12 protein-coding genes are annotated in these 16799 nt (G+C 65.0%); 8 read left to right on the top strand and 4 right to left on the bottom strand.

The genetic code is table 11. The annotated features are described in order from the left end of the window. Positions 1–3 precede the first annotated feature (3 nt). From M2421_RS14835 to rpmH, 4 genes are all read right to left on the bottom strand, one after another. Positions 4–2679: a polysaccharide deacetylase family protein gene (locus M2421_RS14835; RefSeq protein WP_259208060.1), complete on the bottom strand. Its 2676-nt coding sequence runs from the start codon at positions 2677–2679 to the stop codon at positions 4–6. A 204-nt stretch (positions 2680–2883) separates the two neighbouring features. Next, positions 2884–4584, bottom strand: coding sequence for a membrane protein insertase YidC (gene yidC, locus M2421_RS14830; RefSeq protein WP_259208058.1), 1701 nt, complete (start codon positions 4582–4584; stop codon positions 2884–2886). Further along, complete coding sequence (rnpA, locus tag M2421_RS14825; protein ID WP_259208055.1) at positions 4584–5075, bottom strand: ribonuclease P protein component; 492 nt, start codon at positions 5073–5075, stop codon at positions 4584–4586. Before rnpA ends, yidC begins: the two co-directional genes overlap by 1 nt. A 5-nt stretch (positions 5076–5080) precedes the next feature. Continuing rightward, the gene (rpmH, locus tag M2421_RS14820) at positions 5081–5221 is read right to left on the bottom strand and encodes a 50S ribosomal protein L34 (RefSeq protein WP_006404565.1); all 141 of its coding nucleotides are present in this window, start codon (positions 5219–5221) and stop codon (positions 5081–5083) included. A gap of 252 nt (positions 5222–5473) precedes the next feature. Between rpmH and dnaA the strand changes: the two genes are divergently transcribed. The 8 genes from dnaA to M2421_RS14780 all read left to right on the top strand — a co-directional run bounded on the left by dnaA (position 5474) and on the right by M2421_RS14780 (position 16725). Continuing rightward, positions 5474–6808 carry a chromosomal replication initiator protein DnaA gene (gene dnaA, locus M2421_RS14815; RefSeq protein ID WP_259208052.1) on the top strand — a complete coding sequence of 445 codons (1335 nt, stop codon included), beginning with the start codon at positions 5474–5476 and terminating at the stop codon, positions 6806–6808. 276 nt (positions 6809–7084) lie between these two features. Beyond that, positions 7085–8185 carry a DNA polymerase III subunit beta gene (dnaN, locus tag M2421_RS14810; RefSeq protein WP_019184048.1) on the top strand — a complete coding sequence of 367 codons (1101 nt, stop codon included), beginning with the start codon at positions 7085–7087 and terminating at the stop codon, positions 8183–8185. A gap of 929 nt (positions 8186–9114) precedes the next feature. Continuing rightward, positions 9115–10212 (top strand): DNA replication/repair protein RecF, encoded by a 1098-nt coding sequence (recF, locus tag M2421_RS14805; RefSeq protein ID WP_259208041.1) that lies wholly within the window; start codon positions 9115–9117, stop codon positions 10210–10212. A gap of 114 nt (positions 10213–10326) precedes the next feature. Beyond that, positions 10327–12786 carry a DNA topoisomerase (ATP-hydrolyzing) subunit B gene (gene gyrB, locus M2421_RS14800; protein ID WP_259208039.1) on the top strand — a complete coding sequence of 820 codons (2460 nt, stop codon included), beginning with the start codon at positions 10327–10329 and terminating at the stop codon, positions 12784–12786. Positions 12787–12859: 73 nt separating this feature from the next. Next, positions 12860–13702 carry a type II CAAX endopeptidase family protein gene (locus tag M2421_RS14795; protein ID WP_259208037.1) on the top strand — a complete coding sequence of 281 codons (843 nt, stop codon included), beginning with the start codon at positions 12860–12862 and terminating at the stop codon, positions 13700–13702. 72 nt (positions 13703–13774) lie between these two features. Beyond that, positions 13775–14581 carry a M48 family metallopeptidase gene (locus M2421_RS14790; RefSeq protein WP_259208035.1) on the top strand — a complete coding sequence of 269 codons (807 nt, stop codon included), beginning with the start codon at positions 13775–13777 and terminating at the stop codon, positions 14579–14581. A gap of 132 nt (positions 14582–14713) precedes the next feature. Beyond that, positions 14714–15910 carry a tetratricopeptide repeat protein gene (locus M2421_RS14785; protein ID WP_259208033.1) on the top strand — a complete coding sequence of 399 codons (1197 nt, stop codon included), beginning with the start codon at positions 14714–14716 and terminating at the stop codon, positions 15908–15910. 257 nt (positions 15911–16167) lie between these two features. Beyond that, positions 16168–16725 (top strand): energy transducer TonB, encoded by a 558-nt coding sequence (locus tag M2421_RS14780; protein ID WP_259208240.1) that lies wholly within the window; start codon positions 16168–16170, stop codon positions 16723–16725. Positions 16726–16799 lie beyond the last annotated feature (74 nt).

The following is a 16799-nucleotide window of genomic DNA, read 5'->3' as shown; positions in this document are numbered from 1 at the left end:
GGCTTACAGCTTCTCCAGCTGGGCGCGCGCCTGGGCGGCACCGCTGCCCTGCGGCTGCAGGGCCAGGTAGGTGGTGTAGGCCTGCTTGGCCTTGGCCGTGTCGCCCACATGCAGGTAGGCATCGCCCAGGTTGAGGTGGGCCACCGCGCGCGAGGGGTCGATCTTCAAGGTGTTCTCCAGCCAACGCGCCGCTTCGACGTAGCGCTGCTGGCGGTAATAGACGAAGCCCAGGTTGTTGGCGGCCTGGGCGAAGTCCGGGCGCAGCTTGAGCGCCTCGGTGAACTGCGCGGCCGCCGCGTCGTAGCGCTTCTCGCGGTACAGCTGCAGGCCGCGGTCGTTGGCCTGTTGCGCGCGCTGGCGGTCGGAGGTGGGCTGCGCGGACGGCACGACGAGCGTGCTCTTGCCGCCCTGCAGATCGGCCACGGTCACCGGCGCCTCGCCTTCGGCCTTGCCCCCCTGGGCTGCATCGACCCGGGTATTGAGCGCGATGGCGTCGGCCGACAGCTGGCGGGTATCGGCGGTCAGGTATTCCTGGCTGTCCGGCACCTGGAACACGAACTCGCCGCCCTGCGACCCGGGCAGGCTGCCGAACGCCGGCGTCTGCCGCGACACCGCCGACACCGCCGGGGCCACGTAGGCGGCCAGCTCGGTGCCGGTGATCAGCCCGTCGCCGTTGAGATCACCCTTGCCGGCCAGCGCCTGCAGCAGCACCCAGGTGAACACCGAATGGCCATTCGGGCCGCTGTCGGCCACCTGCTGGTCGGCGCCACCGGCGGTGAGCATCTGGCGCGCGCTGCGGCGCGCGTTTTCGCGCAGGAACGCCGACGACGATCCACCGCCGCGGGTCAGTCCGAGGCCGCTGTAGCAGGCATCCATCACGAACATCACGTGCTTGGCCTGCAGGCTCTCGGCGATGTTCTGGATGTCGGTCATGGCGATGGCATCACTGGCGAACTCGTTGGGGTCCGAATCCACCGGGATGATGTAGCCCAGGTCTCGCCCCGAGGCCAGCCGCCGGGTGGCGCCGTGCCCGGCGAAGAACACGAACACGCGGTCGTTCTTGCCGGTGCGCTCGTCGGCCAAGCGGTCGTGGAAGGCGGCCAGGATGTTGTTGCGGGTGGCCTGCTGGTTCTTCAGCGTCATCACCTGCGATGCCGGGAAGCCGAATTGTCCGGTCAGGGTGTCGGCGATCGCCTGGGCGTCATGGCTGGCGTATTCCAGCTTGGGCCACTTGGCGTAGTCGTCGATGCCGATCACGATCGCCCACGACTTCTCGTAGCCGCTGGTGACGGTGGCATCGGTGGCGGCGCCCTTGCGCGGCCGCGCCACGCTGAAGTCGCGCCCGTTCCAGCCGGCGAACTGGTACCCGTCGGCGATCAACCGGTCCAGGATCTGCGGCAGCGCCTTCACCGCGCGGTCGTGGATATCGTGGAACAGGATGATGCCGCGCTGTTCCTTCTGCACCTGGTCCACCACGCGCTGCACGATCGACTCGGGTACCGGGTCGGCCCAGTCCATCGAATCGATGTTCCACATGATCGACTTCAGCCCGGCTTCGTTGAGCAGCTGCAGGCCTTCGGCGTTGCGGGCGCCATACGGGAAGCGGAACAGCGGCGCGCGTTTGTCGTCCACGTCCTTGAGCAGCGTATCGGTGGAGAGCACCTGTTCGCGGAGTGCATCGCCGGTGGTGCGCGAAAGCTGGGCGTGGGTGAGGCTGTGGTTGCCCACCGCGTAGCCCTGCTCCATCAGGTTGCGGCTGATCCCCGCCATCGGGCCCAGCTTCACCGTGCCATCGGCCTGCACCTCGCCGAGGTTGCGGCCCACTTCGAAGAACACCCCGGGCACGTCGTAGCGCTTGAGGATGGCCACCACTTCATCGGTATAGGCCTTGTGCGGGCCGTCGTCGAAGGTGAGCACCACGGTCTTGGGCGGCAGGTCGCGGCCGAAGATCTCGCGCTCGCTATCCTGCATCGACATCGGGTACGGCTCGATCACGCCGTAGTCGCGCAGGATCGCCTCGCGGCGGTACTGCGCATGCAGGTGGGCCAGGTAGTCGTCCCACTTTTCGCGCTTGAGCGCGATCGCGCGGGTGCGGTCGAAGCGGCTGAAGATGCGGGTGATTTCCTGGTTGTAGTTGCGCTCGATCTCGTCCAGCGCCTCCAGGTCCTCGCCGATGCGCTGGTGCAGCTTCACCGCTGGCAGCGACGAATCCTTGCCCACCCGCTCCTGCAGGTCGCGCAGCACCTCGCGGAAGGCCAGGCGGTCGGCATCGAACAGCTCCGGCGCCGATTCGATGTAGTCCAGCACCGTGCCCAGGCTGGCGAAGCGCTGCGGACGGGTGTCGCGCAGCAGCGTGTCGAACTGCGCGGCGATCGCGCGGCGTTGTTCCAGGCCATCGTGGAACAGCTGCTGGCCGATGCGGCTGGAGGTGGCGCGGTCGGCCGGCGACTGCCCGGCCTCGTCCGCCAGCAGCACGATGATGCGGCGGTGGCCGTCGAGCTGTTTCTGCAGCGCGGCCAGCAGTGGCGCGGCGGCCGGGTCTGCCGCGGCGGCGGCCTGCGCGCTGGGCTGGGTCATCGCGCCGCTGTCGGTCGCCTCCTTGTCGCCACAGCCGGCCAACGCCAGGGTGAGCAGCAGCAGGGGCACGGGCAGGCGGAGCAGCGACGACGCAGGGGGCATGGGGTGGCTCGGGGCAACGGGGCAACGGTGGCGGCGATTGTATCGCCGCCAAAGAAAAACCCGCCGGATGGCGGGTTTTTCAGGGCGGCCGACCAACGGTCGGCGCTACGTCCTGGTGCAGCCGACCAACGGTCGGCTCTACGTCCTGGTGCAGCCGACCAACGGTCGGCTCTACGTCTTGGTGCAGCCGACCAACGGTCGGCTCTACTTCTTTTTGATGGGGGCGGTGGTGGCCGGCACCGGGTCGCTGCCGTGGCGCTTGGTCATCCACCACTGCTGCAGCAGGCCCAGGCCACCGTTGACCACCCAGTACAGCACCAGGCCGGACGGCATGAAGGCCATCATGACGCCGAACACCAGCGGCATCATCTGCATCATCTTGGCCTGCATCGGGTCCATGCCCGGGGCCGGGGTCAGCTTCTGCGTGGCCCACATCACCGCCACGTTGATCACCGGCAGGATGAAGTACGGGTCACGCGCGGTCAGGTCCTGGATCCAGCCCAGCCACGGCGCTTGGCGCAGTTCCACCGACTCCACCAGCACCCAGTACAGCGCGAAGAAGATCGGCATCTGGATGAGGATCGGCAGGCAGCCGCCCATTGGATTGATCTTTTCCTTCTTGTACAGCTCCATCATCGCGGTCTGGAACTTCTGGCGGTCATCGCCGTAGCGTTCCTTCAACTGCGCGATGCGCGGCTGGAAGCGACGCATCTTGGCGCCGCTCTTGTACTGCACCGCCGACAGCGGATACAGCACCAGCTTCAGCAGCACCACCAGGCCGACGATCGCCCAGCCCCAGTTGTTGACCACCTTGTGGACCTGGTTCAACACCCAGAACAGGCCCTGGCCGATCACCGCCATCAGCGAGAAGCGGCTGTAGTCGACCACGCGGTCCAGGCCCTTCACGTCTTCCTTGGCAATCAGGTTGACCAGCTTCGGGCCCACCCACAGGCGGGCCTCGGTGCTGGCCTGCTGGCCCGGCGCGACGGTGAAGGCCGGGCCGGTGGCCTGGATCTGGTCGCGACCGTCATGCTGGGACAGCGCGTAGTTCGCGGCCTGGTCGGCCTGCGGGATCCACGCGGTGAAGAAGTGGTGCTGCAGCATCGCCAGCCAGCCGCCGGTGATGGTGCGGTTGAGGTTGCCGTCGTCCAGGTAATCCTTGAACGCACGACGCTCGTAGCCGTCCTGCGGGCTGAACCAGGTCGCGCCGTTGAAGCTGAACGAGTCCGGGTTGGTCATGCTGCGCGACAGGATGGTCGGGGTGCGGTCGAGGGTGCGGAACACATAGCCGTTCCACGGCGCGGTGCTGCCGTTGATGACCTCATCCTTCACCTTGATCGCGTATTCGTTGCGACCCAGCGTATAGGTGCGACGGATGCTGATGCCGTTCGGGCCATTCCACACGAACGGGATCTGCAGTTCCTTCTGGCCCTTGGCGAGCACGAAGTCGCGGCTGTCGCCCACCAGCGTGAAGCCATTGGCTTCCGGCACCGGCATGCTCTTGTCCTGGCTGGTCCAGCCGCTCACCGCGCGATACGGGTGGGTGGCCTCTTCAGTGAGCAGGCGCACCGGCGGGCTGCCGTCGTCCTTGGTCTGCGGGAACTGCAGCAGCTCGGCATCCAGCACCGTGCCGCCATCCAGCACCAGGCGCAGCACGTCGGTGGTGACGGTCACACGGGCGGCACCGGCCTGGTCCTGGGCGGCCGGCTGGGTCGCCGGCGTGCTGCCCGGGGCCTGCGGCACGGTCGCGCCCGGGATCGCGCCCGCCGCGCCCGGCACGGTTGCCTGGGTCTGCGCGGCAACCGGCGGCGGGGTCGGTGCGGCCTTGTCGCGGCCCCACTCCATCCACAGCAACACGGCCACCATCAGCCAGGCAAAAATCAGGAAAACGCGGGTCTGGTTCATCAGCGGGCAGGCTCGACGGGGCCGGCAGGTGATGCCGGCTCGGACTGGGAAAGGGATGCAACGCCCAGGGGCGGCGGCATTGTGCCGTCCGCGCCCGGCATGGGCAATGCGCCAAGGCGGCGCAGCAGGCGTTCGAAGGCCTGGCGGATCTCGACATTGCTGGCGGTACGGGCTGCGCTACGGGCCACGACGACAAAATCGCCGGCACTCATCCACGGCCGTAGGTGGCGTGTGGCATCGCGCAGCACACGCTTCACTCGGTTGCGACCCACGGCTCGGGGATCGACTTTGCGCGACACCGCAAGACCCAACCTGGCTGGCGTATCGCTCTTCAGCCAGTGCAGGGTCATCAGCGGATCGGACACACGGCGGGCGCCGTTGAAGACCGTTGTATATTCGGCACGCGTACGAACCCGCGCAGAGCGAGGAAATCGCTTGCGCGGGTCGGAACTGCTCACAGTCAGGATTGCGTCTGCCGCAGGAAGCGGCATTGCAATCAAGCGCTCAGGACTTTACGGCCCTTGGCGCGGCGACGCGACAGGATCTTGCGGCCGTCAGCGGTCTTCATACGGGCACGGAAGCCATGGTCGCGCTTACGCTTGAGGTTGCTGGGTTGGAAAGTGCGCTTGGTGGCCATGCGGGCCTCTATATGAAGGGGACGGAAAGAACCGGAAATTCTATAGACCCTCCCGAGGTGCCGTCAAGTGCTTGGCACTACGGGAATTCATCGGGCTGTGCAATAGCTGTGGATCATTTTGTGAATAACTTCGGGACAACCATTCCCGGCCCCTCTCGTCGGTGGTAGTCTGCGCCATCCATTCTTCCCCCTTCCGGCCTGCGGTGCGGCGGTTTTTGACGCCTGCGCACTGGCCCCAGACGATTATTGCCGATGGATGCCTGGTCCCGTTGTCTCGAACGCCTTGAAGCGGAGTTCCCGCCCGAGGATGTTCACACCTGGTTGAAGCCGCTGCAGGCCGATCTGCGCGTGGACAGCCTGGTGCTTTATGCGCCGAATGCCTTCATCGTCGACCAGGTGCGCGAGCTGTACCTGCCGCGCATCAAGGAACTGCTGGCGCACTTCGCCGGCTTCGGCGACGTTTTTCTTGAAATCGGCTCGCGTCCGCGGGCCGTCGAGGCGCAGATTGCGCCGAATCCGGGCGTTGCTGCGCCGGTGGTGGCGGCCGAGCCGCTGGTGCCGTTCGCCGGCAACCTCGATTCGCACTACACCTTCGCCAACTTCGTGGAAGGCCGCAGCAACCAGCTGGGCCTGGCCGCGGCGTTCCAGGCGGCGCAGAAACCGGGCGACCGGGCGCACAACCCGTTGCTGCTGTACGGCGGCACCGGCCTGGGCAAGACCCACCTGATGTTCGCGGCCGGCAATGCGATGCGCCAGGCCAACCCGGGCGCCAAGGTGCTGTACCTGCGCTCGGAACAGTTCTTCAGCGCGATGATCCGTGCGTTGCAGGAAAAAACCATGGATCAGTTCAAGCGCCAGTTCCAGCAGGTGGACGCGCTGCTGATCGATGACATCCAGTTCTTCGCCGGCAAGGACCGTACCCAGGAAGAATTCTTCCATACGTTCAATGCCCTGTTCGACGGCAAGCAGCAGATCATCCTGACCTGCGACCGGTACCCGCGCGAAGTCGAAGGCCTGGAAGCACGGCTGAAGTCGCGCCTGGCCTGGGGCCTGTCGGTGGCCATCGAGCCGCCGGACTTCGAGACCCGCGCAGCGATCGTCCTGGCCAAGGCGCGCGAGCGTGGCACCGAGATCCCCGACGATGTGGCGTTTCTGATTGCCAAGAAAATGCGCTCCAATGTCCGCGACCTCGAGGGTGCGCTGAATACCCTGGCCGCACGCGCCAACTTCACCGGCCGTGCGATCACCACTGATTTTGCGCAGGAAACCCTGCGCGACCTGCTGCGCGCCCAGCAGCAGGCGATCAGCATTCCCAACATCCAGAAAACCGTGGCCGACTACTACGGGCTGCAGATCAAGGATCTGTTGTCCAAGCGCCGGACCCGGTCGTTGGCCCGTCCGCGCCAGGTCGCCATGGCGCTGACCAAGGAACTGACCGAGCACAGCCTGCCGGAAATCGGCGACGCCTTTGCCGGCCGGGACCACACCACGGTGCTGCACGCCTGCCGGCAGATCCGGACGTTGATGGAAGCGGACGGCAAGTTGCGGGAAGACTGGGACAAGCTGATCCGGAAGTTGAGCGAATGATGCATGTACGCCGCTAAGGCGTCATCGCATAAAACGGTGCAGAATCCGGTAGCAAGCAGGGGACAGGGTGTGGATAAAAACGCTGTTCGATTCGAACGCAGATTTATCCACAGGTTTGCCCTCCCCCTTGGGGCTAGTAATGCAGAGGGTTTCGAGGTCTGAAACCTGTTTGTTTACAAAGACTTAGCTGTGTTTTCCCGCGATTCTGGCGCTACCAGCACCACCAAGCTTTTGATTTATTCCACATTTTTTTAAAGCATAGGGGCACGGAACCACATGCGTTTCACACTGCAGCGCGAAGCCTTTCTCAAGCCGTTGGCACAAGTCGTCAACGTGGTCGAACGCCGCCAGACCCTGCCGGTTCTGGCTAATTTCCTGGTCCAGGTGCAGAACGGGCAGCTGTCGCTGACCGGTACGGACCTGGAAGTGGAAATGGTGTCGCGGATCGCGGTGGAAGATGCCCAGGACGGCGAGACCACCATCCCCGCCCGCAAGCTGTTCGAGATCATCCGCGCCCTGCCCGATGGCAGCCGGATCACCGTCTCGCAGACCGGTGACAAGATCACCGTGCAGGCCGGCCGTAGCCGCTTCACCCTGGCAACCCTGCCGGCCAACGACTTCCCGTCGGTGGACGAAGTGGAAGCCACCGAGCGTGTCGCCATCGGCGAAGCCACCCTGAAGGAACTGATCGAACGCACCGCGTTCGCGATGGCCCAGCAGGACGTGCGCTACTACCTCAACGGCCTGCTGTTCGACCTGCGTGGCGATGCCCTGCGCACCGTCGCAACCGACGGCCACCGCCTGGCGCTGTGCGAGACCGAGCTGGAAAAGGCCAGCGGCGCCAAGCGTCAGATCATCGTGCCGCGCAAGGGCGTGACCGAACTGCAGCGCCTGCTGGAAAGCGGCGATCGTGAGATCGAGCTGGAAGTCGGTCGCAGCCACGTGCGGGTCAAGCGCGACGATGTGACTTTCACCTCCAAGCTGATCGATGGTCGCTTCCCGGATTACGAAGCCGTCATCCCGATCGGTGCCGATCGCGAAGTGAAGGTGGACCGCGAAGCCCTGCGTGCCTCGCTGCAGCGCGCCGCGATCCTGTCCAACGAGAAGTACCGCGGCATCCGCGTGGAAGTTTCGCCGGGCAACCTCAAGATCAGCGCGCACAACCCGGAGCAGGAAGAAGCCCAGGAAGAGATCGAGGCCGACACCACGGTCAGCGACCTGGCCATCGGCTTCAACGTGAACTACCTGCTGGATGCGCTGTCTGCCCTGCGCGATGAGCACGTGGTCATCCAACTGCGCGATTCGAACTCGTCCGCCCTGGTTCGCGAGGCCAGCAGCGAGAAGTCGCGTCACGTGGTGATGCCGCTGCGTCTGTGACCTGAAAGACTTGGTTCCACGTGGAACCGACGTCTGAAGAAACCCGGTCCTGCGCCGGGTTTCTTTTTGCCTGGTGATCTGCGGTGTTCCACGTGGAGCATGTCGGGAAAACTCGGTGCGTATCCCGCAGATGGGTTCGTTCGCGAGTTCCGATGCTTCGTCGCCGGTACCCGCATGGATGTGCGTTTCTGAAGTCTGTCCAGTACACCGGCCATCGCCTTCCAGATCGACGCGGCTGCACGCTATCGAGCCATCGTGTGTCTGGATTTCTTCGCCGCCGGTTGGTTCGTCGGGGACCACGTCTTCGAGTGCCTTCGTTGCCCGCTGGATCACAGCTCTATGCTTTAAAAACTGTATATAAATCTAAAGCTAGGTGGTGGTGGTAGGGCCAGATTTGGTTGAAAAGTACCTTATCTCGTTGAATATAAAGGGTTATTTGACCTCGAAACCCCCTGTAAAACAGGCCCTGGGGCTGGGGGTTAGCCTGTGGATATCTTTCAGGCGTGTGCGAGGGGCTGTTTTTATCCACAGGTCGTACATGGGTTGTGCATACGTCATACATGCCCTGTGTGGACAGTCACTTCCACGCCCGCTCGTGGCTTGAGATCTGAATACGAGTGGCTTGCCAGGGCATGCAGATTTCAAGGAAAGCACGCGGCCATCCGCAACGCGGGTCCGCTCGGCCATTGAGAGTGGCGGGAATTTCTTGAAATCTGCACGGCTCCAGCCCTGCCCGCTGTACAGATTTCAAGGAATTCACGGGTCGAAATGGGGTGACCGGCAGCACCGGAAGGTGGCCGTCCGCAGATCCAGTGCGGTAGCGTCGCTTCCGGCATGGCGGTATCGAGTCCACGTGGAACCAGTGCAATGCAGTAAGCTGATCGATTCCCCCTACCCGACTGCCGCCTCGCGCGGCCTTGATCGACCGCATGCATATCCGTCGCTTGTCCCTGCACCAGGTTCGCCGTTTCGACAGCGTGGAAATGGCGCCCCAGCCGGGCATCAACCTGATCACCGGCGACAACGGGGCTGGCAAGACCAGCGTGCTGGAGGCATTGCACGTCATGGCCTATGGGCGCAGCTTCCGGGGCCGGGTGCGGGATGGCCTGGTACGGCAAGGACGCGAGGCGCTGGAAGTGTTCGTGGAATGGGATGAACAACGCGAAGGCGCGGCGAGTTCCACGCGGCGCAAGGCCGGGCTCCGTCATAGCGGCCAGGAGTGGAAGGGCCGGCTGGACGGCGAAGACGTCGCCCAGCTTGGGAATCTCTGCGCGGCCTTGGCCGTGGTGACCTTCGAGCCGGGCAGCCATGCCTTGGTGAGTGGTGGCGGCGAGCCGCGTCGGCGCTTCCTCGATTGGGGCTTGTTCCACGTGGAACCAGATTTCCTGGCCTTGTGGCGCCGCTACTCGCGGGCGCTGAAGCAGCGCAATGCGCTGCTCAAACAGGGGGGCCATCCGCATGCCCTGGATGCCTGGGACCACGAGCTGGCGGAAGCCGGTGAGCCGCTGACCACCCGCCGCCAGCACTACCTGGAGCGGCTGCAGACGCGGACCATCGCGTTGGCCCAGGTACTCGCGCCGAATCTGGACATCCAGTCACTGACCCTCAGTCCCGGTTGGCGCAAGCAGGAGGTGTCCCTGTCCGATGCGCTGCTGCTGGCGCGGGAGCGCGACCGCCTGGCCGGGTATACCTCGGTCGGACCGCACCGGGCGGACTGGAGCGTGGGTTACGCCAGCATCCCGGGCCGGGATGCGCTTTCGCGTGGCCAGGCCAAGCTCACCGCCCTCACCTGCCTGCTGGCACAGGCGGAAGACTATGCCGAGCAGCGCGGGGAATGGCCGGTCATCGCACTGGACGACCTCGCCTCGGAGCTGGACCGCAATCACCAGGCACGCGTGCTGGAGCGGTTGAAGGCTGGCCCGGCACAGGTCTTCATCACCGCTACTGAACCACCTGCCGCGTTGCAGGGCGTTGCCGATGTCACTCGGTTCCACGTGGAACATGGGCAGGTCCTGCCTGTGCCATAGTGGGGTCCCAAGGGCCGGCAGCGCCCGGCTGGTATAATTTCTGTTGCAACCCCTTATCCCTCGGCGCCCTGCCCCACGGCGGTGGCCCGACCTGCGGAGCCTATGGCAAGCGCAATGACTGAAGAACAGAACACCCCGGCAAACAACGGCAACTACGACGCCAACAGCATCACCGCCCTGGAAGGCCTGGAGGCGGTGCGCAAGCGTCCTGGTATGTACATCGGTGACGTCCATGACGGCACCGGTCTGCACCACATGGTGTTCGAGGTCGTCGACAACTCCATCGACGAAGCCTTGGCCGGCCATGCCGACCATGTGTCCGTCACCATCCACGCCGATGGTTCGGTGTCTGTGTCCGACAACGGGCGTGGTATTCCCACCGGCAAGCACGAGCAGATGAGCAAGAAGCTCGATCGCGAGGTCTCCGCTGCCGAAGTGGTGATGACCGTTCTGCACGCCGGCGGCAAGTTCGACGACAACAGCTACAAGGTCTCTGGTGGCCTGCATGGCGTAGGCGTCAGCGTGGTCAATGCGCTGTCGCAGAAGCTGCTGCTGGATATCTTCCAGGGCGGCTTCCACTACCAGCAGGAATTTGCCGATGGCGCGGCGGTCAATCCGTTGAAGCAGCTGGAAGCCAGCACCAAGCGCGGCACCACGCTGCGCTTCTGGCCGTCGGTGAAGGCGTTCCACGACAACGTCGAGTTCCACTACGACATCCTGGCCCGTCGCCTGCGCGAGCTGTCCTTCCTCAATTCCGGCGTCAAGATCGTCCTGGCCGATGAGCGCGGTGACGGGCGTCGCGACGACTTCCACTACGAAGGCGGCATCCGCAGCTTCGTGGAGCATCTGGCGCAGCTGAAGACCCCGCTGCACCCCAACGTGATCTCGGTGACCGGCGAGTCCAACGGCATCACCGTGGACGTGGCGCTGCAGTGGACCGATTCCTACCAGGAAACGATGTACTGCTTCACCAACAACATTCCGCAGAAGGACGGTGGTACCCACCTGGCCGGCTTCCGCGGCGCGCTGACCCGTGTGCTCAACAACTACATCGAGCAGAACGGTATCGCCAAGCAGGCCAAGATCAACCTGACCGGCGATGACATGCGCGAAGGCATGATCGCCGTGTTGTCGGTGAAGGTGCCCGATCCCAGCTTCTCCAGCCAGACCAAGGAAAAGCTGGTCAGCTCGGATGTGCGCCCGGCCGTGGAAAGCGCATTCGGCCAGCGTCTGGAAGAGTTCCTGCAGGAGAACCCGAACGAAGCCAAGGCGATCGCCGGCAAGATCGTGGACGCCGCGCGCGCGCGCGAAGCCGCGCGCAAGGCCCGCGACCTGACGCGTCGCAAGGGCGCGCTGGACATCGCCGGCCTGCCCGGCAAGCTGGCCGACTGCCAGGAAAAGGATCCGGCGCTGTCCGAGCTGTTCATCGTCGAGGGTGACTCGGCGGGTGGCTCGGCCAAGCAGGGCCGCAACCGCAAGAACCAGGCGGTGCTGCCGCTGCGCGGCAAGATCCTCAACGTGGAACGTGCACGCTTCGACCGCATGCTCGCCTCCGACCAGGTCGGTACGCTGATCACCGCACTGGGCACCGGCATCGGCCGCGACGAGTACAACCCGGACAAGCTGCGCTACCACCGCATCATCATCATGACCGACGCCGACGTCGACGGCGCGCACATCCGGACGCTGCTGTTGACCTTCTTCTACCGGCAGATGCCGGAGCTGATCGAGCGTGGCCACGTCTATATCGGCCTGCCGCCGCTGTACAAGATCAAGCAGGGCAAGCAGGAGCTGTACCTGAAGGATGACCCGGCGCTGGACGCCTACCTGGCCAGCAGCGCGGTCGAAAACGCCTCGCTGATCCCGGCGGAAAGCGAACCGGGCATCGAAGGCGTGGCGTTGGAAAAGCTGCTGCTCGCCTTCGCCTCCGCGCAGGAAGCGATCAGTCGCAACACGCACCGCTACGATCGCCAGGTGCTTGAGGCGTTGATCGATTTCACCCCGATGGACTTGGAGCACCTGCGCAAGGCCGGCGCGGATGAAGGGCTGGCCGCACTGGCCGCGCGCCTCAACCGCAGCAGCCTGGGCTCGCCGCGCTTCACCCTGGAACTGCAGGAACCGACCGACGAACGTCCGGCCGCCCTGCTGGTGACGCGTCGCCACATGGGCGAACAGTTGATCCAGGTCCTGCCGCTGGCCGCGTTCGAAACCGGCGAGCTGCGTGCGCTGCACCAGTCCTCGCTGTTGCTGCACGGCCTGGTCCGGCCCGGTGCGAAGATCAGTCGCGGCGCCAAGTCGGCCGAGATCGAAAGCTTCGCCGAGGCACGCAACTGGCTGCTGGACGAAGCCAAGAAGGGTCGCCAGATCCAGCGCTTCAAGGGCCTGGGTGAAATGAACCCGGAACAGCTGTGGGATACCACGGTCAATCCGGACACCCGCCGCCTGCTGCAGGTGCGCATCGAGGACGCGGTCGCCGCCGACCAGATCTTCAGCACGCTGATGGGTGACGTGGTCGAACCGCGGCGCGACTTCATCGAAGACAACGCGTTGAAGGTCGCCAACCTGGATATCTGACACAATCGGGGCAAGGCCGGCCCGTTGCGACCTGCAACCGGGCCGGCCATCGCCTTTCGATGCCAGGAATCCGATGTCCGTTACGTCCCCGGCGTCCAGCACGCCCCCTGTTTCCCCCACCGCCTCGGGCGGCACGTCCGGCCGGCCGGTTGCCGGGTTCTTCCTCGACCTGATCATCGCCATCGTGGCGCTGCTCGGCCTGAGCATGCTTGGTGGGCTGGCCTGGGGCCTGTATCGCGGCGCCGTGGTCGGGGCCGAAGCCACCCGCCAGGGCGGCACGCTCGACGCGGGTGCGCTGGCGCAGCAACTGGGTCAACCCGGCCCACTCGCGCAGATCCTGATGGCCCTGTTCGCCACCGGCGGCGCGGCCCTGTTGTTGTATGTCCTGCGCCGTCGCGCCGATGCGGCCGAACGGCGTGCCTCGTGGGCGGCCGCGCGGCGCCCGTCCACCTGGGGCTGGACGCTGCTGATCGCCACCGGCGTCGTGGTCATCAGCAACCTCATCGCCTACCTCAGCAAACAGGCCGGCATCGAACCGGTCCCGACCAACCTGCTGCTCATGGAGCAGTCGCTGGCGCAGTTCCCGTGGTTCCTGGCGGTGTTCGCGATCCTGCTCGCACCGGCCTATGAAGAGTTGCTGTTCCGCCGCGTCCTGTTCGGCCGCCTCTGGCAGGCCGGCCGGATCGGCCTGGGCATGCTGCTGAGCAGCCTGGCGTTCGCGTTGATCCATGAAGTCCCGGGTGCCAGCGGCAATGGCCCATGGGAGATCGCGCAGCTGTGGCTGGTCTACGGCGGCATGGGCGCGGCCTTCGCCTGGTTGTACCAGCGGACCGGCACCCTGTGGGCCCCGATCGCCGCGCACGCGCTGAACAATGCCATCGCATTGGCTGCGCTGGTGTTCCTGGGCCTTCACTGACCCGTGCGCCCGCTTGACGAAAATTTACGTCGGCGCGATACACACTGGGCACATGAACACGGGGGACCTGCGATGAAACCAGTACTGTTCGGCGTCGCGCTTGCGCTGTTGGTCAGTGCCTGCGCCACCACCACCTCGCCCACCGGGCGGCGGCAGATGGTGGGCGGCGTCTCCCAGGCCGAGCTGGATCAGCTTGGCGCGCAGGCCTTCAACGAGACCAAGCAGAAAGAAAAGATCAGCAGCGATGGTCGCCAGAACGGCTATGTGCAGTGCGTGGTCAATGCGCTGGTCGCGCAGCTGCCGCCACAGTACCGTGGCGTACGGTGGGAAACGGCGGTGTTTGTCGACAACGAACCCAATGCGTTTGCCCTGCCCGGCGGCAAGGTCGGGGTCAACACCGGCATCTTCACCGTGGCCAGGAACCAGGACCAGCTGGCGGCGGTGATCGGCCATGAGATCGGCCACGTCATCTCGCGCCACCATGATGAGCGCATGACCCGCCAGATCAACGCGCAGACCGGGCTGGCCGTGGCGGGCCTGCTGGCCGGCGCGGCCGGCGGCGAAGGCGCGGCCAACACGGTCAACCAGTTCGGCGGCGCCACCGCGCAGGCGGTATTCCTGTTGCCGGGCTCGCGCGTCCAGGAAAACGAGGCCGACGTGGTCGGCCAACGGCTGATGGCCGAGGCCGGGTTCGACCCCGGCCAGGCGGTCAACCTGTGGCAGAACATGATGGCCGCCAGCGGCGGTCGCTCACCGCAATGGTTGTCCACGCACCCCGATCCCGCCAACCGTATCCGTGAACTGCAGCGCGACGCCCCGGCCCTGGCCGGCGTGTACCAGCAGGCGCAGGCGGCCGGTCGGCGACCGAAGTGCGGCTGATTCGACGAAAGGATGCTGTATTGCAGCATCGGAAACGATTTCTCACGCCATCAGTTTCTGATACGTTTGGCGGCTCAGATTTTTCTGACAGTCCGTTTTGATGCCGCTGCGGCGGTTCGATCGAGGTGAAAGATGATTTTCAGCAATCACAAGCAAGCCGTGCTTTCCGTCCTCATCGCGACCGCCATTGGTGGCGCCGTGGTCACCGATGCTTTTGCCCAGTCCTCGCGCTCGTCCGAGCGCGGTGCCCGCAGTGGCAAGCAGGCCAAGGCCGAGGTGCTGTTCCCGAACGCTACCCGTCAGGAGCCGAACGCCAAGGCGTCGGCCAAGCTCGGCAGCAAGCTGCAGAAGCTGATTGACACCTACAACGACCAGAAGTTCCCGGAGACCCGGACGCTGGCCGACGAGATCCTGGCCAACAGCGCCGCCAACGACTACGACAAGTCGCTGGCCGCCCAGCTGGCCTCGCAGGCGGCCTACAACCTGGACGACTCGGCTGCAGCGAAGAAGTACCTGCAGCAGGTGCTCCAGCTCAACAGCCTGGAAAACAACGGGTACTTCCAGTCCATGCTGATGCTGGCCCAGCTGCAGCTGCAGGACAACGAGACCGTGCCCGGCCTGGCCACCCTCGACAAGTACTTCGCCGAGAGCAAGTCGGCCAAGCCGGAAGAGCTGGTCATCAAGGGCCAGGCGCTGTACCAGGCCGAACGCTACGCCGAGGCCATCCCGGTGCTGCAGCAGGCCATCGCCGGCGCCACCGAGCCCAAGGACAACTGGAACCAGCTGCTGATGGCCGCCATGGCCGAAGCCGGCCAGACCGGTGAAGCCGTGAAGCAGGCCGAAGCGCTGGCCGCCAAGAACCCGAACGACAAGAAGGCCCAGATCAACCTGGCCAGCATGTACATGCAGGCTGACCAGATGGACAAGGCCGGCGCGGTGATCGGCAAGCTGTACGCCGCCGGTCAGCTGACCGACGAACGCGAGTACAAGCAGCTGTATTCGATCTATGCCAACACCGAGGGCAAAGAAAAGGACGTTATTGCCGTTATCAATGATGGGTTGCAGAAGGGCATCCTGAAGCCGGACTACCAGGTTTACCTGGCCCTGGCCCAGGCGTACTACTACTCCGACCCCCAGCAGACGGACAAGGCGATCGAAGCGTGGCAGAACGCCGCCCCGCTTTCCAAGGACGGTGAAACCTACCTGAACCTGGCCAAGGTGCTGTACCAGGAAGGGCGTGTCCCGCAGGCCAAGGAAGCGGCGCGCCAGGCGAAAGCCAAGGGCGTGAAGAACCCCAAGGATGCTGACAAAATCATCAACCTGAAGTAAGTAGGAATAACGCCTGAACGCCTGCCACATTGATGCGCAGGCGCTCAGGATTGGTATAAGCTTGGAGGTTCCTGCGGTGTCATGCACCGCTGATCATGGGCTACCTGTCCCCGGGTATCCCGGCCCCACTAATGAGCTCTTGGCGCATGACGGAACAACTAGTCGTTCACAGGTACGAACAACGCGATGACACCGGCTTCAGCTGGCCGCGTATCGTGGGTATCGCTTTTGTAATCGCACTGCATCTCGCCGCCTTCATGATGCTTCTGATCCCGGCCGTGGCTCCCAAGGCCGCTGCGGAGAAGGAACGCAACATCATGGTGACCCTGGTCGACGCTCCGCCGCCGCCCCCACCGCCGCCGCCGCCGCCGCCGCCGACTGAAACGCCGCCGCCGCCGGTCAAGAACCTATCGCCGCCGAAGCCGTCGCCCGTTCCGCCGCCGCCGCAAGCGCCGGTGATCGACGTGCCGGAGCCGCGTCCGAACGACATCGTTACGCCGCCGAGCCCGCCGTCGCCGCCCGCGCCGCCGAGCCAGATCGAGGCAAGCGTCGATATCTCCTCGAAGAACATGAACCCCCCGCGTTACCCGCCGGCCGCATTCCGTGCAGGTATCCAGGGTGAAGTCATCCTGATCATTGATGTCGATGCCAATGGCAACGTCACCAATGTGTCGGTCGAACGGTCCAGCCGTAACCGTGACCTCGACCGCGCCGCGATGGAAGCCGCTCGCAAGTGGAGCTTCCGTTCTGCGGAGTCGGGCGGGAAGAAGGTCGCAGGTCGCGTTCGCGTCCCGGTCAACTTTGCGCTGAACTGATGGTTGCAGGTGGCCCGCCGGCCACCGCCTCCATCGGTTATTTGTAGCTACACCATTCATCACCACACACAACA

The organism is Stenotrophomonas sp. BIGb0135 (genome assembly GCF_024810105.1).
In the GTDB taxonomy this organism is placed as follows: Bacteria; Pseudomonadota; Gammaproteobacteria; order Xanthomonadales; family Xanthomonadaceae; genus Stenotrophomonas; species Stenotrophomonas maltophilia_AB.
The sequence above is the reverse complement of the archived record's forward strand: the minus strand, read 5'-3'. Positions and strand labels throughout refer to the sequence as shown.

Excerpts from the sequence above, each read along its gene's own strand:
- M2421_RS14835 (WP_259208060.1), bottom strand. The coding sequence starts at position 2,679 with ATGCCCCCTGCGTCGTCGCTGCTCCGCCTGCCCGTGCCCCTGCTGCTG.
- yidC (WP_259208058.1), bottom strand. The coding sequence starts at position 4,584 with ATGAACCAGACCCGCGTTTTCCTGATTTTTGCCTGGCTGATGGTGGCC.
- rnpA (WP_259208055.1), bottom strand. The coding sequence starts at position 5,075 with ATGCCGCTTCCTGCGGCAGACGCAATCCTGACTGTGAGCAGTTCCGAC.
- rpmH (WP_006404565.1), bottom strand. The coding sequence starts at position 5,221 with ATGGCCACCAAGCGCACTTTCCAACCCAGCAACCTCAAGCGTAAGCGC.
- dnaA (WP_259208052.1), top strand. The coding sequence starts at position 5,474 with ATGGATGCCTGGTCCCGTTGTCTCGAACGCCTTGAAGCGGAGTTCCCG.
- dnaN (WP_019184048.1), top strand. The coding sequence starts at position 7,085 with ATGCGTTTCACACTGCAGCGCGAAGCCTTTCTCAAGCCGTTGGCACAA.
- recF (WP_259208041.1), top strand. The coding sequence starts at position 9,115 with ATGCATATCCGTCGCTTGTCCCTGCACCAGGTTCGCCGTTTCGACAGC.
- gyrB (WP_259208039.1), top strand. The coding sequence starts at position 10,327 with ATGACTGAAGAACAGAACACCCCGGCAAACAACGGCAACTACGACGCC.
- M2421_RS14795 (WP_259208037.1), top strand. The coding sequence starts at position 12,860 with ATGTCCGTTACGTCCCCGGCGTCCAGCACGCCCCCTGTTTCCCCCACC.
- M2421_RS14790 (WP_259208035.1), top strand. The coding sequence starts at position 13,775 with ATGAAACCAGTACTGTTCGGCGTCGCGCTTGCGCTGTTGGTCAGTGCC.
- M2421_RS14785 (WP_259208033.1), top strand. The coding sequence starts at position 14,714 with ATGATTTTCAGCAATCACAAGCAAGCCGTGCTTTCCGTCCTCATCGCG.
- M2421_RS14780 (WP_259208240.1), top strand. The coding sequence starts at position 16,168 with ATGATGCTTCTGATCCCGGCCGTGGCTCCCAAGGCCGCTGCGGAGAAG.